This window comes from Cupriavidus sp. H19C3, assembly GCF_049393815.1.
Lineage (GTDB): Bacteria > Pseudomonadota > Gammaproteobacteria > Burkholderiales > Burkholderiaceae > Cupriavidus.
On sequence record NZ_CP184988.1, the window covers coordinates 14,628 to 34,813 of the forward strand.

Annotated in this window: 20 protein-coding genes and 1 pseudogene; 11 read left to right on the forward strand and 10 right to left on the reverse strand. The window is 59.4% G+C overall.

Annotation, left to right across the window (positions count from 1 at the left end; translation table 11 throughout):
- The gene (locus tag DFLDMN_RS32205) at positions 1 to 306 is read right to left on the reverse strand and encodes an H-NS family nucleoid-associated regulatory protein (protein ID WP_423200844.1); all 306 of its coding nucleotides are present in this window, start codon (positions 304 to 306) and stop codon (positions 1 to 3) included.
- Between the two features lie 160 nt (positions 307 to 466).
- Positions 467 to 877 carry a hypothetical protein gene (locus tag DFLDMN_RS32210; protein ID WP_423200845.1) on the reverse strand — a complete coding sequence of 137 codons (411 nt, stop codon included), beginning with the start codon at positions 875 to 877 and terminating at the stop codon, positions 467 to 469.
- 65 nt (positions 878 to 942) lie between these two features.
- On the opposite strand from DFLDMN_RS32210, the gene DFLDMN_RS32215 reads away from it, so the two are divergent.
- Positions 943 to 1,290 carry an FxLYD domain-containing protein gene (locus DFLDMN_RS32215; RefSeq protein ID WP_423200846.1) on the forward strand — a complete coding sequence of 116 codons (348 nt, stop codon included), beginning with the start codon at positions 943 to 945 and terminating at the stop codon, positions 1,288 to 1,290.
- Between the two features lie 37 nt (positions 1,291 to 1,327).
- Here DFLDMN_RS32215 and DFLDMN_RS32220 read toward each other — a convergent pair whose 3' ends face one another.
- The 4 genes from DFLDMN_RS32220 to DFLDMN_RS32235 all read right to left on the reverse strand — a co-directional run bounded on the left by DFLDMN_RS32220 (position 1,328) and on the right by DFLDMN_RS32235 (position 3,792).
- On the reverse strand, positions 1,328 to 1,897 hold the full coding sequence (locus tag DFLDMN_RS32220; protein ID WP_423200865.1) for an SOS response-associated peptidase family protein: 570 nt from the start codon (positions 1,895 to 1,897) through the stop codon (positions 1,328 to 1,330).
- A gap of 141 nt (positions 1,898 to 2,038) precedes the next feature.
- Positions 2,039 to 2,566, reverse strand: coding sequence for a hypothetical protein (locus tag DFLDMN_RS32225; RefSeq protein WP_423200847.1), 528 nt, complete (start codon positions 2,564 to 2,566; stop codon positions 2,039 to 2,041).
- A gap of 41 nt (positions 2,567 to 2,607) precedes the next feature.
- Positions 2,608 to 3,003: a hypothetical protein gene (locus DFLDMN_RS32230; protein WP_423200848.1), complete on the reverse strand. Its 396-nt coding sequence runs from the start codon at positions 3,001 to 3,003 to the stop codon at positions 2,608 to 2,610.
- 342 nt (positions 3,004 to 3,345) lie between these two features.
- A complete protein-coding gene (locus DFLDMN_RS32235; protein ID WP_423200849.1) occupies positions 3,346 to 3,792 on the reverse strand; it encodes a hypothetical protein in 447 nt (148 codons plus the stop codon).
- Positions 3,793 to 4,039: 247 nt separating this feature from the next.
- On the opposite strand from DFLDMN_RS32235, the gene DFLDMN_RS32240 reads away from it, so the two are divergent.
- From DFLDMN_RS32240 to DFLDMN_RS32255, 4 genes are all read left to right on the forward strand, one after another.
- Positions 4,040 to 6,043, forward strand: coding sequence for a lactonase family protein (locus DFLDMN_RS32240; RefSeq protein WP_423200850.1), 2,004 nt, complete (start codon positions 4,040 to 4,042; stop codon positions 6,041 to 6,043).
- A 504-nt stretch (positions 6,044 to 6,547) separates the two neighbouring features.
- Complete coding sequence (locus tag DFLDMN_RS32245) at positions 6,548 to 7,012, forward strand: hypothetical protein (RefSeq protein ID WP_423200851.1); 465 nt, start codon at positions 6,548 to 6,550, stop codon at positions 7,010 to 7,012.
- 578 nt (positions 7,013 to 7,590) lie between these two features.
- On the forward strand, positions 7,591 to 9,033 hold the full coding sequence (locus DFLDMN_RS32250) for a restriction endonuclease (RefSeq protein ID WP_423200852.1): 1,443 nt from the start codon (positions 7,591 to 7,593) through the stop codon (positions 9,031 to 9,033).
- A 22-nt stretch (positions 9,034 to 9,055) separates the two neighbouring features.
- Positions 9,056 to 9,496, forward strand: a complete 441-nt coding sequence (locus DFLDMN_RS32255) for a hypothetical protein (protein WP_423200853.1) — start codon at positions 9,056 to 9,058, stop codon at positions 9,494 to 9,496.
- Between the two features lie 19 nt (positions 9,497 to 9,515).
- On the opposite strand, the gene DFLDMN_RS32260 is transcribed toward DFLDMN_RS32255, so the two are convergent.
- Positions 9,516 to 13,262, reverse strand: coding sequence for an SIR2 family protein (locus DFLDMN_RS32260; RefSeq protein ID WP_423200854.1), 3,747 nt, complete (start codon positions 13,260 to 13,262; stop codon positions 9,516 to 9,518).
- 268 nt (positions 13,263 to 13,530) lie between these two features.
- On the opposite strand from DFLDMN_RS32260, the gene DFLDMN_RS32265 reads away from it, so the two are divergent.
- Complete coding sequence (locus DFLDMN_RS32265; protein ID WP_423200855.1) at positions 13,531 to 14,016, forward strand: hypothetical protein; 486 nt, start codon at positions 13,531 to 13,533, stop codon at positions 14,014 to 14,016.
- A 105-nt stretch (positions 14,017 to 14,121) separates the two neighbouring features.
- The gene (locus DFLDMN_RS32270) at positions 14,122 to 15,153 is read left to right on the forward strand and encodes a hypothetical protein (protein ID WP_423200856.1); all 1,032 of its coding nucleotides are present in this window, start codon (positions 14,122 to 14,124) and stop codon (positions 15,151 to 15,153) included.
- Positions 15,154 to 15,170: 17 nt separating this feature from the next.
- Here the strand turns inward: DFLDMN_RS32270 and DFLDMN_RS32275 are convergent, their stop codons facing one another.
- Positions 15,171 to 15,743, reverse strand: a complete 573-nt coding sequence (locus tag DFLDMN_RS32275; RefSeq protein WP_423200866.1) for an SOS response-associated peptidase family protein — start codon at positions 15,741 to 15,743, stop codon at positions 15,171 to 15,173.
- Positions 15,744 to 15,780: 37 nt separating this feature from the next.
- On the opposite strand from DFLDMN_RS32275, the gene DFLDMN_RS32280 reads away from it, so the two are divergent.
- Positions 15,781 to 16,967 (forward strand): IS3-like element ISRme13 family transposase gene (locus DFLDMN_RS32280; protein ID WP_085960481.1). Its coding sequence is split into 2 segments (ribosomal slippage): positions 15,781 to 16,036 and positions 16,036 to 16,967, totalling 1,188 coding nucleotides; the frame shifts between segments, so codons are not numbered across the junction.
- A 167-nt stretch (positions 16,968 to 17,134) separates the two neighbouring features.
- On the opposite strand, the gene DFLDMN_RS32285 is transcribed toward DFLDMN_RS32280, so the two are convergent.
- Positions 17,135 to 17,398, reverse strand: a complete 264-nt coding sequence (locus DFLDMN_RS32285) for a hypothetical protein (RefSeq protein ID WP_423200857.1) — start codon at positions 17,396 to 17,398, stop codon at positions 17,135 to 17,137.
- A 65-nt stretch (positions 17,399 to 17,463) separates the two neighbouring features.
- Positions 17,464 to 17,712: pseudogene (locus DFLDMN_RS32290) on the reverse strand (MerR family transcriptional regulator); the annotation flags it as partial.
- A gap of 71 nt (positions 17,713 to 17,783) precedes the next feature.
- Between DFLDMN_RS32290 and merT the strand changes: the two are divergent.
- From merT to merA, 3 genes are all read left to right on the forward strand, one after another.
- Positions 17,784 to 18,134, forward strand: a complete 351-nt coding sequence (gene merT / locus DFLDMN_RS32295) for a mercuric ion transporter MerT (RefSeq protein ID WP_006224622.1) — start codon at positions 17,784 to 17,786, stop codon at positions 18,132 to 18,134.
- A gap of 12 nt (positions 18,135 to 18,146) precedes the next feature.
- A complete protein-coding gene (gene merP / locus DFLDMN_RS32300) occupies positions 18,147 to 18,422 on the forward strand; it encodes a mercury resistance system periplasmic binding protein MerP (RefSeq protein WP_003131987.1) in 276 nt (91 codons plus the stop codon).
- 71 nt (positions 18,423 to 18,493) lie between these two features.
- Positions 18,494 to 20,179, forward strand: coding sequence for a mercury(II) reductase (merA, locus tag DFLDMN_RS32305; protein ID WP_011514825.1), 1,686 nt, complete (start codon positions 18,494 to 18,496; stop codon positions 20,177 to 20,179).
- The last annotated feature ends 7 nt before the right edge of the window (positions 20,180 to 20,186 follow it).

Here is a 20,186-nt window from a genome sequence, read left to right on the forward strand (position 1 = left end):
TCAGTCAGCGATGCGGAAACGTTCGCGATTCTTCCCGAGCCATGCAGGCACGCGCCCACGGCCGGACCAAGTTTTGCCAGTCTTGGGATCTTGGTACATCGCCGGCAGCGACGCCTTGGCCTTGACTGATTTCACACCAGGCTTACGACCACGGGACGTTGCCACGACGTCGTCTGGCGTCAGCTCATACTGAGCCATCAGCTCGCGAATGCGATCGATCGCGGCACCGACTTCTTGTGCTCGTACGGCATCAATCTCTGCATCAAGTGCAGCACGTCGGTCGAGCAGTTCTTTATAGGTGGCCATATTTTCAAGGGTACCTCATGCGGAGGAAGCGACAGAGTATGCCACGGTATCACTACCCCCGGATGCACGCCGGCGTCGCAAACCTTATAGGTTCCGTTCTGACACGAGTAGGAGCTGCATCTCGTTCACGATTTGACGCCGACGGCCATTCATTCCTGCGCTATTTAGGCTCCCTAATTGCCCCAATACAGATGAAAGGGACGAGTGTGAACCCGATGAATATGCTACCCATGATGTAGTTGCCAGCCTGGCCAAAGCGTTGCTGGGAAATAGCCTCAGCAATTTCCAGTGGAGTTTGATCTCGCCAACCAATCGCTGTCCACATTTCTGGCCAGCCTGCCCAAGCTAGCAGAAGCAGCCCAAGAACTAGCAAGGCGACCCACCAGTAAGGATGGTAGCGCTTCCGAAGCTGATATGGCACGCACCCAAGCGCCGAGCCCGTCAAAGCATGCAGAAAAACGGAAATAATCATCGGAGTAGCTTCGATAGGAGTGAAGGTGCCCACAATTTTAATGATGATCGGTGAAATCGCCAAAAACGGGGTCAAAAATTGGCAATTATTGAATTTCACTCAAGAACGGTAAAGGATTTAATATTTTTTCCCGTTATAAATGTCTCATATTGAAGGAGATCTTTATGAAGAGAATCATTGCTGCAATGACACTGATCGCCGCAGCCGGATCGGCGATCGCCGCAGAGGCGGTGAAGGATTTGCCGGTCGCAGTATTGGCCATGACGTCGACTGGCCCGAGGACGGTGGAGGTTCAGGGGGTTCTGACCAACACGTCTGGAAAGAAGCTGTCCAATGTAGTGGTCACAATTCCGCTATATGACGCGGGAGACGTCCGCGTTGGTCAAGCAATGGCCGTGTCTATGAATCTCAGAGCCGGAGAAAAATGGTCCTTCGCGGCGCCGGGAGCTGGGCCGGCAGCCGGTAGTATCGCGAAGACAGGAGTTCCAGAAGTGCTTGCGATTAGCGAATGAGAGCTACCGGCCATCTTGTCCAAACGCTGGCTCGTGTTCAGGCAGTCTGCTCGTCTGGTCGCGTTTTCTGGTGTGGGGGCAGAGGGGCCGGTTCCGCAGTCATCGCATCTGCAGGATTGAGCCGCAGGAACGTTCGCGCCTCCTCGGGATCTTTGCAGCGCAGCCAATCGTCCCAGGTATCGCGAGGAAGAATCACGACCCCGCGCTTTTCATCGCCGGGCTTATGGAAGCGCTGCATGAGCGGATGGTCTCCTGCGGCCATGGTTGGCATGGTGAAGCTCACGGCGCCATCGGGCCAACTGCGCCACAGGCCGGCGATGGCGAACGGTTCACCATCTGCCAAGCCGATGCGCCAGCGCGTGGACTTGGCCGTGTCATCGTACCGGGGCTCGAAGAAGGCGTCGGCTGGAATAAGGCATAGCTGCCCGGCTTTCCAGTGCTTGGAAATGAGACAAGCTGCCCGATCGTTTCGCTCCGTGCGTTCATGGTGGACCGCATCTTCTGCTCGCCGCGCAGCTGCGCGCGCGGCGTCATGCCGAAGCTTCCGAGAACAGCCTCTCGGCCGCCAACACCGGCCCGAATGATGGGGGCTGGGTAGTCTTGCCAGGCTCGGCTCGCCACTCCGCCGCCGGCAGCTCTACGCCGAAGATTTCCTTCAAGACTTGACGCTGCACGGGGGCATAGCTGACGCACATCGGGGCGAATCTCCACTGACAGCGGTCACTCGAACCGGTGCCGCTCTGAAGAGCTAACCTACGAAATTCGGGCGCGCAGTCCGGATGACATCCGAAACGTCGCGGATGACCTCCGCGCAGGAGAGAACAAACGCGTCATCCACCTCAATTAGAGTCGCGACTTCGGAGACATCTCCCTCAGAGAAGAACGCCTGACCTGGCAACTTGACACGAAAGGGTAATGTTGCGGCCTTGCCGACGAGGTAATTGTAGCTGCGGCCTGTACCGTGTTTCAGAACGTTCACTGCGGCCTGCAGGTCCTCGAATTTTTCTTTCAGAGACACTTCACCTTCGCACTCAAGAATCGTGGCCGCTTCGTTAAACCCGTGCCCAACGCTCAGTCCGTCCTGCAGCATTGCTTCGAACATGGCGAACATCCCAACTGCTTGGATGGCCTTCTGCAACTGCACCAGTTGAAGGGCCTTCACCAGCGACGTCGCGGCGCTGGTTTGCAGAGCGTTGGTGGCGTTTTCGCTAACTTCGCGCAGTGCATCGAGGCTGAATTGGGTGCTGCTATAAATGAGATCCGAGTAGGCGTGCATGTGGTCGGGTGCGTTGTGGGAAGTGGAGCTGAGAAACGGCGCTAGTATTTTTCGGATCGGAACGCCCGGCGGGCTATGACACCAAGGCTACCCACCGTCGCGACCACAAGGACGCTAACTATCCCGCCGAACGCATACAACACGCCCTTGTTGAACTTGTCTGTCAAGGCCTGTCGACGCTCCCATTCCTTCCGTTCTTCCGGCGAAAGGGAGTCAAGGTCGACCTCGGTATCGCATTCCTGTGCGCGGCGTCGGCGCTCGTCATCTTGGTCGTCCGACTCCCGTCGCGCCTGCTCGTAGCGCGCCGCCTCTTCTTCCCGGCGTTCCCGGCGCTCGTCAGCTTCCCGGTCTTCGGCTGCCTGTTGAGCTTCCCGTTCAGCCAGTTCATAGGCGTTGCAGCGAGAAACCTCCGCCTCGTCGAACTGCTTGCTGACCATCGTGCTCTCCCGGAGTGTTGAAGAGCAAAAGCATACACAACTTCGAAGCGCCCAAAAAAGACGCCCACCGTGGAAAGTGGGCGTTACGGGAAGTCAGACCGGTCGGGGTCAATTTCGACAGATCCCCTAGCCGCGCAAACATCCAGGTGCTTGTAGCTTGCCCGCCCGGGGCGCCTTTCTTTATATATAAGGCGGGTCTGCTTCGATCGCCGAAACTGCTCCTTCGGTCGCTGCTTTGCCGTTTCGGCGCGGCCAGCGTTTCTGAGCCACGTCAGACGCCTCGCGCCTCTGGCGCGAGGCTATCACGTCCTCAATCGCGAAATGAACCAGCCGCGCAGGCTGTTACAAAAGTGCGTTAAGCAGCCCCTTTCGAATTATGTGAAGCATGAGGCACCATTGGCGAGCTGGAGTTCTGATTGAGGCGCGGCGGAGCGCTTGCCCAAAGCCTCTATGTAGAAGGCTCGCTAGCAGCCTAGCGCTGCCAGTCTCTGTATCGCATACCTCGCCGGGTGTGCCAATTGCCATGCTATGAAGATAACTTGCGCGCTTTAGCTTTACCCAATCAGGCGAGCGTGTGCCGGCCTGGTAGGTCGAGTTGGCGCGCTTCCCCACCATCCCTTCCAACTTGAGCGCGAGCACGTTGGCCAGCGGCCAGGCGCCGTCGTCGACCGCCTGGACGCGCAGCAATGCGCGCCAGCGCTCGGCCGGCAGTTCCTCGAGCAGCAGGCGGCGCGCCTCGAGTGTGGCGGTACGGGGGACCCCCAAATCGAAGCTAAACGTGGCGATCACACTTTCATGCGTGAAAGTGTTTTCCTCGGTTCTTGATATGAAAGATTATCAAGAATGGGTAAAAGCGTCCCTTATTGATAAATAGTGATCCAAAGGCCTCTCTGTTGACCGGTCACCCCCAAGCGGGGGATGTGTCGAACCCCTCGCGCTGCTACAGTCGCGCGCAAGACGCCCCAACGAGGGCGCCACTGGCCGCCAGCCCGCAAAGGGGAGAGCGGTGCCTTCTATATAGATACGGGTTGGGTCCATGTTTCCACACGCTCTTGCCGGCGCACGCGCTGCCGGCCTCGCCTTGCTCACCGCGGCGCTACTCGCCGCCTGCGGCGCTGACGACAGTCCCCAGACGCCAGCCGCCTCGCCGGCGGCATCGCGCCTGGTGGTCGACACGGGTAGCGCCGCGCCGGTGGCCGGCGGCTCACTGACGCTCAAGGCGACCCTGCTGGCCGCCGACGGCAGCGAGGTGAAGGGCGCGAGTTTCGCGTGGACGTCGTCGGATCCGACGGTCGCCACCGTGTTGTCCGCCTCGGACAAGGCGCCGGCGGTTTCGGCTTCCGTGATGGCGGCCCCGGTGGGCATCTACGCGACGGTCCAGGCGCTCGCGGCCGGGGCGGCGGACATCACGGCCACCGCGACGCTCGCCGACGGCAGCCGCATCACCAGCGTCACGCACCTGGTGGTGCAGGCCGCGCCCGCTAAGTCCTACACGCTCGCGCTGACGCCGGCGACCGTCACTGTGGCGGCCGGCGGCGCCGCGCAGACCGTGACGGTGGCCGTGCGCCGCTCGGACGGCGTGGACGGAGCAGGGGACCTGACCAACTGGTCGTGGACCAGCGATGACGCGAGCTTCGTGGCCACGCCGGCCGCCGACGGCCGCAGTGCCCAGGTGGCCAGCCCCGCCACGGCCTACGCCGCCGGCGCGGCCACCCTGACGGCCTGCGCCGATGCCCCGGCCGGCGGGCGGCTGTGCGCCAATGCCGCGCTTTCGCGCAACGCGTCGCTGCCACCGACCTATACGGTGGGCGGCACGGTCTCGGGTCTCGCCACGGGCAAGAGCCTGCAACTGGCCGACACCAATGGTGACACCCAGGTGGTCAGCGCCGATGGCGGATTCATCATGCCGACGCCACGGCTCAGCGCCACGGCCTATGCCGTGACCGTGGCGGCCCAGCCGGCCGGGCAGACTTGTACAGTGTCCAACGGCGCCGGGACGGTCGCGGCGGCAAACGTGGCCAACGTCGCGATCACCTGCGTGCAGGCGCAGTTCGTGGTGGTGGCCAACCAGAGCGACAGCACGCTCTCGGTCTACCGGATCGACCCGACAAACGGGCGGCTGGCCGCCGTGCCGGGTAGCCCCTTCGCCGCCGGCGGCCCGGTCAACGACCTCGCGTTCCTGGCCTCGGGGCTGACCGCCTACGGCGCGCTTAATACGAACGCCGTGACGGGTTTTTCGCTCGACCCGGCCACCGGTGCCATGGCCCCGATGCCGGGGACCAGCGCCCCGATCGCCGTGGTCGGCTCGTCGCGATCGATCGTGATCAACCCATCGGGTCAATGGCTCTACGTGAGCGGGCAGGGCAGTGCCGAATCTCATTCGATTGGGGCGGGCGGGACCCTTGCCCCGGCCAATAACACGATAGGCGGGAGCGGCTCCAACGTTTCGATGGTGATCTCTACGACGGGTCAGTATCTCTATATGGCGAACATGGTTGCCAATGTCGTCCTCAGCTTTGACTTGGGGACCTATCCGGGTAGCTTTGCTCTCGACGGGGGCAGTCTTTGGACTGGGTCGGGTCCCAACTCCCTCGCGCTGTCCCGCGATGGAAGTTTCCTGTACGCGCCCAACGTTGCGAGCAACGACGTCAGCGTCTACGGTATTGACCCGTTGTCGGGCTCGATGGCCCCCTCCAGCCTGTTTGTCACTCCTGCGCTGGCGCCGGCCGATATCGCGTTGACTCCCTCCAGGCAATTTGCGTACGTGCTTGGGAGTACGAGTAACAATATCGCGATCCATCAACTGGACCTCGGGACCGGGTCGTCCACTGCCGTGGTGGGCACGACGCCTGCCAGCACCAATGGTCGGCGGCTTCGTATTGAACCGAATGGGAAGTTCCTGTACACGCCGTCGCTCAACGGCGCCTTGTATGGGTTCGCGATCGATGGCGCGACCGGGGCGCTGACGGCGGTGCCCGGCAGCCCGTTCCCGGCTGGCAACGGCAACGTGGCCATTGCCATTGTCGAACCGAAGCCGTGAGAAAGCCTCTCTGTTGACCTATCACCCCAAGTTCTTGGCCGCCGACCCGGACCGGGCAGGGCGGCCGCTCTCTCTAGATACGGGTAGGGTCCATGTTTCCACGCGCTCTCGCCGGCGCGCGCGCTGCTGGCCTCGCCGCGGCGCCGGCACCCTTGACGCACAAGGCGACCATCCTGGCCGCCGATGGCAGCGAGGTGAAGGGCGCAGGATTCGCGTGGACGTCGTCGGATCCGACCGTGCCGTCCGCCACGGCCAAGGTTGGGCGGCCACGGTCACGGCGTAGGCGGAGGCGACCGACGCGCCGCCGGCATGGTGAATTCGCCATTGACGCGGACCACCTGAGTGTCACCATTCGCATCGGCCCGTTTGACGGCGCGTTACGAGAAAAAGTAGCTAATGATTATCTTTCAGGGGTTCCCTGTCGTTGACAATGTTGTTCGTCAGGCAAAATAGAGGCGTAAACAAACCTTGGAGGCGGGATGAGAGAGTTACCGGAAGTGCAGCATGTCGGCGCCTGTTAAGTGGTTACTGCTGGAGGCGCTTCTGCCGTTGTTCGGGGCCACCATTATTTATGCCCTGCTGGGTGCCGCGAAATGGTTGGTCACCCCGAAGACTAAGCGGGTGAAATGGGCGTGGAAGGAAGCGTTCGACTCAATGGGTTGGCTCTACGGCGGCGCTATTTTGGCCGTCCAAGCCGGGTTGAGGGGCGAGGACACCGCTACGTATGGGGAGAACGCTTATGTTGTCTGGACTTGTTTCGGGGTCGCCCTCATATGCGGCTTTGTTCTTGCTGCAGCGATGGTCGCCCGCGGCGAAGACCCGGACTGGAAGCCGCCCACGATCATGCTAATATGCACATGTCTGCTGATGGCGGTGATTGTTCTGTCCGCCTTTAAAATTCAGTACACAGCACTTTCCAATGGAGTCGGCAATGCTAAGCACGGCACGCCCGAAAAAACCGGCAGCTAATATTCCGAAGGCGCACTCGGTTACTCGCACCCACTTGAAGCATGGGGCGGCTAGCGGTTGGGCGCGCTCGGCGAATCATAGCGTCGCGACCGGGCTGACCAAGGTCGCCTCGACTCTTAGCGGGGGAGCCTCCCTCGGCCTTGCCACTGCCGTACTCGTCCCAGGTACACCCATCGTCGCGGGAATCGCGGCCGTGGCAGGGCTTATTGGTAGTGGCCTGCTTGTGAAGCGGTACGGCTAACGCGCGCTGTCTGAGAATTGCTATCTGCGGCGAGGTCTTTCGCTGATGGTCAAAAGCCTCCCCCGGGAGGCTTTTGTTTTGGCTATTGCCCTGGTGCAGCATTCAAATAGTCCGCGCCACGGCATCGGTAGGACGCTGATAAGGCGTCGACGCTAGAGGCGGCGCGTGCCCGTGCTGGTCGGCCTGTTTGGGGCTGTCCGTAATCCTCTTGCGCATGCCCCAAAAAACGAACTGGCCTGGACGCAGTGGACATTCTCACGATGGTTTCACTTATTCATCGCAAGCTGGACACGGCGCAGATTTCCCGCTCAGCTTCCCTCGGATTCGGGATAAGGGTATGACCTACGTGGATTGGAAGCATTATCAGCAGGCCACGGCGGAAGTTTTTCGACGCTTGGGCTGCAACGCCCAAGTGGACTACCAGGCAAAAGGTGCTCGTGCGAAGCATGACGTCGACGTCTACGCCACCTTTCCTCGGTCTGGCATTTCATGCACCTGGGTCATCGAATGCAAGCTTTGGAAGCATCGGGTGCCAAAGGAAAAGGTGATGGCTCTCCGAGGCATCGTCGAGGACCTTGGCGCCGATCGCGGCATCCTGATCAGTGAGGCGGGGTTCCAGCCAGGTGCCCATGACGCCGCGCGAGGAACGAATATCACCCTCATAACCTCCTTGGAAGATTTTGAGAGGACCGCATTGGCCGCGACAACGGAGGTCCCGCTTCAATTGAGCGGGCATGACGGCGGCGATGTCTATGCGTTTCCGCCCGGGACGCAGCCTTCTGATCTGCTCCGCCATGGTGACTTCATCATCACCGCAAACTGGGCAGGCTGTAGCATTTCCATCATCAACCCCTCCACCAAATCCATCGTGCGTACGATCGATTTGGACAAGTATGACCTGGTCTCGAATGGAAAGAGGGAGATACATGGTCACCCACCTGGGAGTCTGGTCGTTGCCGATGGCCGGCTTTTTGTTGGCCAGGTGTTTTCGGATGTGATCATCGTTATTGATATGGCAACCCATGCCATCATCCGAAGAATCCCCATCCCTGGTGGCGGTGAAGGGCAACTTTCTGTCTCGAAGGACGAGACAGAAGTCTATTTTGCAAGCAATCTGCTCAGTCAATTCCACATCATCGACACGGCCACTTATGCGCTAGAGACAGTGGCGTATCCCGGAGGCGGCCGAGGCTGCCTTTCTATTCTGCGGCATCCATCGAATCGGCTTTTGTACCTTGGTGTCACGCGCGGCGGGCACATCGATGGCAAGGGGTATCCCCACGCGAATTCGTACCTGGCAATCTACGACTTGGCTCGGCGGGAATACGTGGCGGAGGTCCAGCTAGCTGAGTTGGTCAATGGGCAAGCGGACGACGCCATGCCGGTTTGCATAACGTACGATGATCTACATGAGCGCGTGTACGTTGGAATGATGCAATCCAACCGCGGCATCTGCGTCATCGATGCTCGAAGCGGCAAGGCACTTCAGGACATCCAGTTCAAGCCACATGAGTGGAGTAAGCCTTACCAATGGGTTGACCCATTGTCGCAGTGCATAACCGACAATTTGTTGCTGACCGTCAATCGGAACAATCGGGAGCTCGTTGCAATCGATCGCGATTCATTGACCGCCGTGGGAAGCGCTCTTCTCGGTGACGCGCCGAATGGACCGAGATCTGTTGTTGCTTGGGAAGGTCACGCTGTTGTGAGCTATCCAGGAAGGAACGCGCTCATATTCGTGCCGCTTGAAAGCCTCGGATCGACTCCCCTTAAACATTAGTTCTCTGCCAAGGTAAGCCAGCATGGCCGGAAAAATCTCGACCTTTAGAATCGGTGTTGCCTTATGGGTACTCACTGGACTGCAAGGTGCGACGGCGCAGGAATATGCCCCTGATTACCGATGTACCGTAGAGCGATTTGACGGAGCCGACCACGACGACCGATCCCGTGCAGAGTTCTACAAGGGGAAGACGTTCTCCGTGCATCGACGGACCGGCCTTATCGTCGGCGGGATTGGGGAGCTTAAAAACTCTTACGCCGCCGACCAGCAGCCACAGGTTGTCGACTACGGAAGGGTCGAAATGAACTCGTTCAAAGCGGTCACCATTCAGCCGTTCAGCGGCAGCGGCGGCTCAAACGTGTATCTTCTAGTGATAGACGAGTACGTGAACCGCACGTTGAAGCCATTTATGTTTTCGGCCAATGATCGCGTATGGTTCGGCCACTGCACTCACGCCCACTAGTTAATATCTTCGTGGATAGCTATAGCCGATATTTAGCCCGTCGCAGCAGTTCAACTAGTTTCTCGTGTTGGGGCGTGGAAGATGGCAGATCGACGCCCTGAATGATGGTCTCTATACCATCACCCCACAGCGTCGAGCTGGCAGGTAATATCCTCCACAGAAGGTCAACCAATGCTGGACTGTGGTCTTCAACGATTCGTTCGTCGATCTGATAGAAGAGCGAGCCTGGCACATGATCCGAGGCCCGGACGAGTCGATGCTGCAAAAGCGTTATGGCTTCGGTGAAGCGAGCAGGAACGGCGAAAGCGAGCTCGACTAGACGTTGAGTCATTTCAGTAGTTTTCACGACGATCTGGAGAGGCCAAACCTTGTGAATAAACCTCAAAACCTGATCGTCCATGGTTCCCGCTGCCTCCTTGCTCCACAGCGCAAGATGCCTAACAACGAATCCGCGGAATTCATTACTTGATCTGATTAAAGTCTCGCGCAACTGAAGGTCGGAAACGGCCGCCGCCTGTGCGGGATCTTGCTTTTCGAGCCAGCAGTTGAGCAATGTGGCAGCAAGTACGCTAACAGCGCTCAGTGGAAGTTGCTGCTCATAAAGCCGCTCGAGCATGTGCGGCCGAAGTTCTTGAACAAGACTCCACGACAAAGTGTTACTCGTGAGCGTGCCTTGAAAGAACGGGTCCGAGCTTTCGGGGGCTGCCGCAAGGATCAGTAAGTGCGTCTGTACCCATTCGGGATCTTGAGCGTACATCGGATCCAACCGTGTTGCGATCACAAAGATCGCACGCTGTCGGTGCGGAGGAGGGAGCTCTAGCAGCCGAGCAATACCGTTTTTGAGGTCGACATGGAGGCCCTGTGCCGTTGTTGTCGGGCCCTCAGACACTGTCGCAAAGAGAGTACCAGCAAGGTGGCCAGCGGTCGCGTTCGAGCTTTCGTTCACCCACCGCCGAGCAGAACTATTTTCTTCAGCTTGACTCGCGCGCAATATGCCGAAAAGAGCGTTCCAAAGGTCTTTGAGCGCTTGCGGATCTGTTTTCCAAAGCGCAGCCGCGTGTTCATGCAGCCAACGACTGGCTGGCCGTCGAATCGCGGAGAGAAATTCAAAAGGTAGCTTCGTAAGTCGGCGAGCGGCCATGGTTGCCAGGCGGCCCGAGACAGCCACCTGTTCACTTAAGAATGTGTGCCAAAGCTCCGCGGAAAATTTACCACGTCGTGAAGCCAGTTCGAGCGCGCGGAGTGCACGGCTAGGTTGACCCTGTGCCAAGCCGAGGAAAGGCGCGGCCTCGACATCCCTACGCGGACGCTTGCCATGATGTTCCATGGCAACGTCCACGACACGGTTGAGCGGGACGCCATCGAAAACACTCGAGTCAGTGTCCAGCGAGACCCTAAATACACCTGTACGAGGTCTGTCTTGCCACGCTGCTTCGGTCCAGCTTGGGACTATCTTAAGCAAGGCACCCACTTCAGCTGCATACCGTGTGGTCAGATCGATGCCGGCCTTCTTAAGTGCGTACAGGCGGCTAAGGCGAACATATGCCTGATTTTCCTCGGATGCCGAATTGGGGCCGTACGATGGAATTGGCCCTCGAGCTACCCGATGTTCGATGTCCCTTCTTGTCGCGTCTGGTAGTTCGGACCATCTCAGGGAAAGCGCGGTTGACACATCTCGTTCAGCGCTCGAATCCCAAAAATTTTCATCACTCATTCCCACAAAGGCGTTTCCCGCTTCCTCCGCATCCCAAAACCCCTTGGCGGCTGCCGCAGCAATGCTGAGCCTTTCCGAAATCGCAGTGCCCCTGGGCCAGCGCGCTAGTTCAGCCTTGGCGGCATCGCGATCTGTCTCGGACAAACTTAACAGCATTTCGACGTAGGCAAGAAGGGTACGGTTTATGCCGTAGGCAAACTCATTGTTAGACCTCGCAGTCCGGACTAGACCAGCCTCTAATGAAGGCTGGAAGTCTGCATGTACCGATGCTTCTAACGCCATTGCGCTCTCAATCTCCGTTCGCAGCAACGACAGTGCATCCGGCAGAACCGAAGCAGGGAAGATAAAGCTGCGATAGGGTTTTACGTGCTCGACGCTTGCGTGGACTAGTTGACGCTCCTGTCGGTCAAAGATGGAGACTCCGTACACAGGTTTGACGTTTAGCCTGGCGCGGTAAAGCCGCATAGCGGCGCGCAGAAGTGCCGGTGTCCAGCCATCGATCTGCACCTCCTTATCGACTACGTGGTATTGCGTATCAACCTCGTATCGATCGGAATTCCAGCTATCAAAGATCCATTGCCACTGTTTCCGCATCAATTCTTGATACCTGGAGGCGTCGAATCGCATTGCGTGAATCAGGCGTTCACGTAAATCTGGATGGAGTGAGGTCTCTCCGGCCGCCCAGATCAGTGCTGCGGGCTCATGAGAGACCCGGAGAAACCAGCGCCCGAGATTCGCTAGGCGGCGAGGCAACTGTGGTACCGCGCTGGACCCGATTCCAGGAAGCGATTGCGGCCTTGCTGTCGCGACGTCAGTATCGGTAGGAGAGAAGGCGTCCCAGGAAGATTCTGGCAATTCGACCGCTCGCGACGCCGTCGTGTCCGGCGAAGACTCCGGCGCAGCGTCTGAGTCCAAACCAACCTTCTTGAAAAGCTCTGTGTTCTCTATCAACGGAATGGCGTGTTCCTGTGCTGGCCCGCGCAACCGTGCATATTTATCGAACACGAACAGCCACTCTGCGGAAATCGGACGCTCTGCGTAAGCCAGTCGATGCGAGCCCTCTTCGGTGGACGCCATATGGGCTATCATTCCGCGCTCGTGTGGCTCCATTGAGGCCGGGCCTTCAATGGCCATGTTGATCAGATCATCGTGCCACTTGTCCACGCCACTGGCGCGGGACGCCCATGCAGACAAAGTTTCCCAGAGGTGTGGAAATTCCCGGAATGCCAAGGGCATGACGCCCTTATGGCTCCACTGTGCAATTGCTTGGCCTTCGTCTCCCCCATGAAATGCATACATCGCGTTGCGCTGCGCCGGCCCGAAGCGCTTCAACGCCTCGAGCAAATATTGGACGGGTGGATCATCTGCCGTGTAGCCTACGAACACGATCTGAAAACGTTGCAGCAGCAAGTTGATATAGCGCGTGGCCCAACCCTCAGCGAGGTATGCGTGGCCAAAATCGGCACTCGAAAGAACGAGCTCATCTCCATGTGCCGCGTCATACGAGTCGGTCACTCTTCCGTGCAAGTGGATAATTCCATGAAAATCTTTCTCGCGTCTGGGATCCGGCAAATGCGGCGGCCCTGAAGGGGTCAAGGTTGCGTCGCAGGTCTCGAAGAGCAAGTCGAAGTTCGTTGTGACGAGACGCGAGATCCCCGTGCTTCCTTTGGAAAGTTCAAGAAGTGTTCGGTGGGGGGCGAGGCTTCGGCCCGTCAAATCTGGACACAAGGCGCCTGCGACAGCCGAGCGTACGTCCGCGACATCGAATTCACGCTCAAGTAAGGCGAAAAGTCGGTCCGCCGCAACTAAGCCACCGACATTTGCTCCCTTCGTCTCATTGTTCAGCCGATCAGCGGCTTCAAAGACGCGCTTCGCTGGACTGCTCTCAATGACTCCGAGGCTTTCCATTACAACCTTCGCCAGCGTATTGAAATCGGGCAGGTTGGCTGATTCCCTTGAGACGCCGGCACCGCAGAAGAACAAAACATTGCCGGCATCTCGTGCCACTAGGAGTTGATCGGGTATCGAAGGGCCGTTAGCAATGAAGCGCATGGCGTTTTAGTAGGCAGTGTGGCCGATGTGAGTGTTAAGAGGCGGGCCGATGTTCGGTATTTTCCCACCGCTGGGGCTCGACATCAGTGGCCCTCGATGAAGTTTTCTGCGGTGCTATTTCGGCGTCCATTGTGCTGCTCCACCCCCACCTTTGCAGGGTACGTATCGCCCGGCAAGATTGCTCCGAACCCTCAACCTTTTCTTGACTGTAGCCGATAGTGAATAGACTGCGTAAGGCAGTACTTGTCAACCAAGAAAAAGGAAAAAAATGAAGAAGACTCTCCTGTTTGCAGGCCTCTTGTCTGCAGCGGCAACGGCGATGGCGGCAAACGTGGGCGCAGTGTCCATGCACCTCTCGATCGATACCCCCTCGGGAAAGCAAGAAGCGTTGGTGTCGACGCTTGCGCCTTCGGTCACCTCTAACGGCAGGACGATTAGCTACGCACGATCCTGCAAGGTGGATGGAAGCGGTAAGCCGAGCATCGAGCGTGCCACTATTTTCGAAGGAACGACGGTTACCGTTCATCCCAAGCAAATCAACGATGGAACGCGTGTGATCGCGGACGTCGTCGCGGTTGACACACGCCTTCGCAAGATGGACAAGGTGGAGCAGGGGGGCTGCTACATCGAACTGCCTGACGTTGACAGCGCCAGCGCCGAAAGCCATTTCAACCTGGCCAGCGGCAAGTCGGAATCGATGTCGCTTAGCGGATCGAACGGAGCGTCCCTGAAGGTGACCGTTCAGTTGCCGTAACGCAGTCGAAGAGATGGCCGCGGAAGCGGCCGTCCACCGTATAAGCTCGCGGCCGATCTGGAATTTTGAGATGGTCGCGCCGCCGCGCATCAGGATCTATTCTCTATGACAGACCTTCCCGTTGTCGTGCCGCAGCCGCTCAGTCTTGGCGTATCGTCAGACATGCTGAATGCATCCGCCGCTCTTTGTGAGCTGAAGATCGGCCTTGACAGACATGCGCGCCGCTTCGTTGGGCAGGCATATCTGAATGATTGGATGGGAGGACCGGGGACGTGCGCTTTCTGGGGGGACGAGTTTCTGGAAGTTGTAATCCCGTTCTTGAGGTGGGAGGAGGGCCGTAGCCGACCCTTCCAGGCATTTGTCGATCCCAGGTTCGTGTTGGGGGCGAGTATCAATGGCAAACCAGAAGACATCGCTGCAGCTGAAGTCCCGAGCCGTATCAAGAAATATGCAGAAACATTCGGCTCAATAGATAACGTTCACTATATCTGGTATCGCGCATTAGGAATTCTCTGCGCTCATGAGGGAAAACACCGCGTCGCGTTCATGCGTGCGCACGACCAGCCTGCTGTCGCTGCGTGGGTGAGTGAAGCGAAGTACCCTGAAGCAGGCAGGATTACCATCGTTAAGCCAGATGAGGGTGAGGAATGGCTGGCGATTTTGGATGGGCGATACGTACAGGTCCTCAGGCGGCCGGAGGTATCGAGCGCGATGATGCGCGCTTATGGCGTCGAAGAAACTCGCTGGCGTAACCTCGGCGGCATGCCGGATAAGGACTTAGTCATACAAGCTGTTCGACAACGAGGCTTCCATAGTCAGCCCCGCAGTTCGGCTGAGGAAGACAGGACTCTCGATCTTGAGGAGCTGGCGCGCAACGAACAATCAGCCGCGGAACTGGTGTCCCGAGCCGTCTATGAGCTGGAACCGTTCAGACTTGACGAGAAGCGCTATTGGTTTCCCGTCATTGCTTGCATGGCGGTGGGATTTCTTCTAAGGCTTTTTGATAGCCCCAAGACCAACGAGCCAGCTTTGATGTTACTCAGTTTCGCTTGTGGGCTAGCTGCTAGCATGTCGCTACTTAGGTTTTGGGGGCCGCGCGTGGTGACCGGCACAAGCCGTGCATTTTGGCGACGTTAGGTAAGCAATGCGCGCGGTCACTCCTGAGACCTTGGGGAAGCCTTTGTCGATCTAGGAGGCAGAGGTGCGGGTTCCGCGATAAGGTCTTCGGCTGGGAAAAGCCTCAGGAATGTTCGCGCTGCCTCTGGCTCTCTGCAGTGCAGCCAATCGTTCCAGGTGTCGCGAGGAAGTATCACCACGCCTCGCTTCTCATCTCCGGGCTTGTGGAAGCGGCGCATTAGAGAATGGCTGTCGGCATTGAGCGTGGGCATCGTGAAGGAGATTGCACCGTCAGGCCATGCGCGCCACAAACCGGCAATCGCAAAAGGCTCATCGTCGGGTAGGCCGATCTTCCAACGTACGGCTTTGCCCGTCTCCCAGCAGGGCTCGTAGAACGCACGGGCCGGTATCAGGCATAGCTGGCCAGCCTTCCAGTGCTTTGCAAACGAGCTGAGCTTTCCGATCGTTTCGGATCGAGCGTTAGCTGTCGGGTAGTAGCGCACGCCGGGCGCGATCTTTCCCTTGGGCACCATACTGAAAGATCCGAGCACGGCTTCACGATCGCCACTCTCGGTCGCTCGGATGATTGAGCTTGCCCCCGCAAAACGAATCCCTTGCTGAGGTTAAACTGAAGCAAGGAGAGATGTGATGACAAGCAAGACAAAGCGGGCGCAGTACACGCTGGAATTCAAGCTGGAAGCGGTACGGCTGGTGAAGAGCGGGCAGAGCATGGCAGTGGTTAGCGCGACCCTGGGCATCAGAGCGCAGACGCTGCATAACTGGGTCAAGGCGGAGCGGGAAGGCAAGCTGACTGGTGCGGGTATGAAGCCGGTCAGCCCGGAGCAGATGGAGCTGGCCCGGCTTCGGGCGGAGGTGGCGCGCTTGAAGATGGAGCGCGATATTTTAAAAAAAGCCGCAGCATACTTTGCGAAGGAGTCGGTGTGAGGTATGCGTTCATCGAGCGAAACCGACGTTACTGGCCGGTCTCGGTCCTGTGTGAGCTGTTAGGGGTCAGCCCCAGCGGCTATCACCAGCGCAAGCAACGCACAGTAAGCACCGACAGGCCAGATAGAGGCCGACTCAGTGACGATGCCTTGTTGGCCCACATCAAGGCGATTCACGCCGGGGTCAAGGGGGAGTACGGCTGGCCGCGCATGTGGAAGGAACTGCTGGCGCGTGGGGTGCGGGTGGGCAAGGAGCGTGTTCGCAAGCTGATGGCGCTGCACGGCATCCGTGCCCGCCACAAGCGCAAGTACATCGCGACAACCAACTCGAACCACGATTTGCCGGTGGCCCCCAATCTGCTGCAACGCGACTTTAGCCCAGCAGCACCCAATCAAGTCTGGACGAGCGACATAACCTATGTGGCGACCGCCGAAGGCTGGCTCTACCTGGTGGTCATCATCGACCTGTTCAGCCGGCAGGTGGTTGGCTGGTCGATGCAACCACACATGAAGGCCGAATTGGTCACGGACGCGCTGCGCATGGCCTGGTTCCGGCGCCGCCCGGAAGCCGGTGTGATTGTGCACACCGACCGGGGAAGCCAGTATTGCAGCCATCTGTTTCAAGACGCCCTGAAGGCGTATGGCATGCGCTCGTCAATGAGCCGCAGGGGCGATTGCTGGGACAACGCGCCGACTGAGAGTCTGTGGGGGTCGTTGAAGGTCGCTCGCCTGCACGGTCGCCAGTTCGCTACCCGCCGCGCCGCAATGGACGAGGTAATTGACTGGCTTGGCTTTTATAATGCCAGCCGACTCCACTCGACGCTGGGCTACGTCAGCCCCATGACGTTCGAGAAAAACTGGTCCGCAGCTCAGCAACACCGGGCTGCCTAATTCCCTCGGTTATGGGATTCGTGGAACAGGGGCAAGGTCAGATTGGGGCAGGGTAGTCCGGCCACGCTTCCGATCGCCATTCTCCGGCGGGCGGTTCGACGCCAAACACGTCGCGTAATATTTGCTGTTGCACTGGCGCATAGTTCACGCACATCGTTGCCCTCCATTCATACGGCAGGTTTCCCCCGGCCGCGCACCACATCGGCTGGAATCGGCGTTTCCATTTCTTCGCGCGTGATCGGTCGCATTAGCCAAGCTTGCCGGTATTCTTTCAATTCGAAGGTGGCGCGCTCGAAACCCGTGACGATCAAATCATCGGTGGTCATTCTGACGATCTTCGCGTCGTAAAGCACTCCGAGTTCAGCGACGTCCTGGTGCTGGCTGTAAAGCATGATGGCATGGGGTATGACGCGGTGCGCTCCCTTATCCATTCGGTCCTCTATGACCACTTGGCCGCGCCAAAGCAGTTGCCCGCCCCACCATCCGCGGTGTAACCGTCGCAATGGGTGCCATCCTCCAGCCGCAGCAGCTCGGCGATCTCATCCAGGCTGAAGCCCAGCCGCTGGGCTGATTTCACGAAGCGCACCCGCGTTACATCCGCCTCGCCATAGCGGCGGATGCTGCCATAGGGCTTGTCAGGCTCCAGCAACAAGCCCTTGCGCTGATAGAAACGGATGGTCTCCACATTGACCCCGGCCGCCTTGGCGAAAACGCCAATGGTCAGGTTCTCCAAATTGTTTTCCATATCGCTTGACTCCGTACATGAGTACGGAAGTAAGGTTACGCTATCCAATTTCAATTCGAAAGGACAAGCGCATGTCTGAACCAAAAACCGGGCGCGGCGCGCTCTTCACTGGAGGGCTTGCCGCCATCCTCGCCTCGGCTTGCTGCCTCGGGCCGTTGGTTCTGATCGCCTTGGGGTTCAGCGGCGCTTGGATCGGCAACTTGGCGGTGTTGGATCCCTATCGCCCCATCTTTATCGGCGTGGCGCTGGTGGCGTTGTTCTTCGCCTGGCGGCGCATCTACCGGCAGGCAGCGGCCTGCAAACCGGGTGAGGTCTGCGCGATTCCCCAAGTGCGAGCTACTTACAAGCTCATTTTCTGGATCGTGGCCGCGCTGGTTCTGGTCGCGCTCGGATTTCCCTACGTCATGCCATTTTTCTACTGATCGGAGTTCACCATGAAGAAACTGTTTGCCTCCCTCGCCCTCGCCGCCGTTGTTGCCCCCGTCTGGGCCGCCACCCAGACCGTCACGCTGTCCGTACCGGGCATGACCTGCTCCGCCTGCCCGATCACTGTCAAGAAGGCGATTTCCAAGGTCGAAGGCGTCAGCAAAGTTGACGTGACTTTCGAGACACGCCAAGCGGTCGTCACCTTCGACGATGCCAAGACCAGCGTGCAGAAGCTGACCAAGGCAACCGCAGACGCGGGCTATCCGTCCAGCGTCAAGCAGTGAGTCACTGAAAACGGCACCGCAGCACAACGGACGTCATTGTCTGGCGCCACAAACGATAAAGGATCTGTTGCATGACCCATCTAAAAATCACCGGCATGACTTGCGACTCGTGCGCGGCGCACGTCAAGGAAGCGCTGGAAAAAGTGCCAGGCGTGCAGTCGGCGCTGGTGTCCTATCCGAAGGGCACAGCGCAACTCGCCATCGTGCCGGGCACATCGCCGGACGCGCTGACTGCCGCCGTGGCCGGACTGGGCTACAAGGCAACGCTAGCCGATGCGCCACTGGCGGACAACCGCGTCGGACTGCTCGACAAGGTGCGGGGATGGATGGCCGCCGCCGAAAAGCACAGTGGCAACGAGCCCCCGGTGCAGGTAGCGGTCATTGGCAGCGGTGGAGCCGCGATGGCGGCGGCGCTGAAGGCCGTCGAGCAAGGCGCGCAGGTCACGCTGATCGAGCGCGGCACCATCGGCGGCACCTGCGTCAATGTCGGCTGTGTGCCGTCCAAGATCATGATCCGCGCCGCCCACATCGCCCATCTGCGCCGGGAAAGCCCGTTCGATGGCGGTATTGCGGCAACTGTGCCTACGATTGACCGCAGTAAGCTGCTGGCCCAGCAGCAGGCCCGCGTCGACGAACTGCGGCACGCCAAGTACGAAGGCATCCTGGGCGGTAATCCGGCCATCACCGTTGTGCACGGTGAGGCGCGCTTCAAGGACGACCAGAGCCTTACCGTCCGTTTGAACGAGGGTGGCGAGCGCGTCGTGATGTTCGACCGCTGCCTGGTCGCCGCGGGTGCCAGCCCGGCGGTCCCGCCGATTCCGGGCTTGAAAGAGTCACCCTACTGGACTTCCACCGAGGCCCTGGCGAGCGACACCATTCCCGAACGCCTTGCCGTAATCGGCTCGTCGGTGGTGGCGCTGGAGCTGGCGCAAGCCTTTGCCCGGCTGGGCAGCAAGGTCACGGTCCTGGCGCGCAATACCTTGTTCTTCCGTGAAGACCCGGCCATCGGCGAGGCGGTGACAGCCGCTTTCCGTGCCGAGGGCATCGAGGTGCTGGAGCACACGCAAGCCAGCCAGGTCGCCCATATGGACGGTGAATTCGTGCTGACCACCACGCACGGTGAATTGCGCGCCGACAAACTGCTGGTTGCCACCGGTCGGACACCGAACACGCGCAGCCTCGCGCTGGACGCAGCGGGGGTCACTGTCAATGCGCAAGGTGCCATCGTCATCGACCAAGGCATGCGCACGAGCAACCCGAACATCTACGCGGCCGGCGACTGCACCGACCAGCCGCAGTTCGTCTATGTGGCGGCAGCGGCCGGCACCCGTGCCGCGATCAACATGACCGGCGGCGATGCGGCGCTCGACCTGACCGCAATGCCGGCCGTGGTGTTCACCGATCCGCAAGTGGCGACCGTGGGCTACAGCGAGGCGGAAGCCCACCACGACGGGATCGAGACCGACAGCCGCACCTTGACCTTGGACAACGTGCCGCGTGCGCTCGCCAACTTCGACACACGCGGCTTCATCAAGTTGGTTATCGAGGAAGGCAGCCATCGGCTGATCGGCGTACAAGCGGTCGCGCCGGAAGCGGGTGAACTGATCCAGACGGCGGCTCTGGCCATTCGCAACCGCATGACGGTGCAGGAACTGGCCGACCAGTTGTTCCCCTACCTGACGATGGTCGAGGGGTTGAAGCTCGCGGCGCAGACCTTCAACAAGGATGTGAAGCAGCTTTCCTGCTGCGCCGGGTGAGAAAAAG

Bases quoted from the DNA above. Each gene is read 5' to 3' on its own strand.
- DFLDMN_RS32205 (WP_423200844.1), bottom strand. From the start codon at position 306: ATGGCCACCTATAAAGAACTGCTCGACCGACGTGCTGCACTTGATGCA.
- DFLDMN_RS32215 (WP_423200846.1), top strand. From the start codon at position 943: ATGAAGAGAATCATTGCTGCAATGACACTGATCGCCGCAGCCGGATCG.
- DFLDMN_RS32225 (WP_423200847.1), bottom strand. From the start codon at position 2,566: ATGCACGCCTACTCGGATCTCATTTATAGCAGCACCCAATTCAGCCTC.
- DFLDMN_RS32230 (WP_423200848.1), bottom strand. From the start codon at position 3,003: ATGGTCAGCAAGCAGTTCGACGAGGCGGAGGTTTCTCGCTGCAACGCC.
- DFLDMN_RS32240 (WP_423200850.1), top strand. From the start codon at position 4,040: ATGTTTCCACACGCTCTTGCCGGCGCACGCGCTGCCGGCCTCGCCTTG.
- DFLDMN_RS32245 (WP_423200851.1), top strand. From the start codon at position 6,548: ATGTCGGCGCCTGTTAAGTGGTTACTGCTGGAGGCGCTTCTGCCGTTG.
- DFLDMN_RS32250 (WP_423200852.1), top strand. From the start codon at position 7,591: ATGACCTACGTGGATTGGAAGCATTATCAGCAGGCCACGGCGGAAGTT.
- DFLDMN_RS32255 (WP_423200853.1), top strand. From the start codon at position 9,056: ATGGCCGGAAAAATCTCGACCTTTAGAATCGGTGTTGCCTTATGGGTA.
- DFLDMN_RS32260 (WP_423200854.1), bottom strand. From the start codon at position 13,262: ATGCGCTTCATTGCTAACGGCCCTTCGATACCCGATCAACTCCTAGTG.
- DFLDMN_RS32265 (WP_423200855.1), top strand. From the start codon at position 13,531: ATGAAGAAGACTCTCCTGTTTGCAGGCCTCTTGTCTGCAGCGGCAACG.
- DFLDMN_RS32270 (WP_423200856.1), top strand. From the start codon at position 14,122: ATGACAGACCTTCCCGTTGTCGTGCCGCAGCCGCTCAGTCTTGGCGTA.
- DFLDMN_RS32285 (WP_423200857.1), bottom strand. From the start codon at position 17,398: ATGGATAAGGGAGCGCACCGCGTCATACCCCATGCCATCATGCTTTAC.
- merT (WP_006224622.1), top strand. From the start codon at position 17,784: ATGTCTGAACCAAAAACCGGGCGCGGCGCGCTCTTCACTGGAGGGCTT.
- merP (WP_003131987.1), top strand. From the start codon at position 18,147: ATGAAGAAACTGTTTGCCTCCCTCGCCCTCGCCGCCGTTGTTGCCCCC.
- merA (WP_011514825.1), top strand. From the start codon at position 18,494: ATGACCCATCTAAAAATCACCGGCATGACTTGCGACTCGTGCGCGGCG.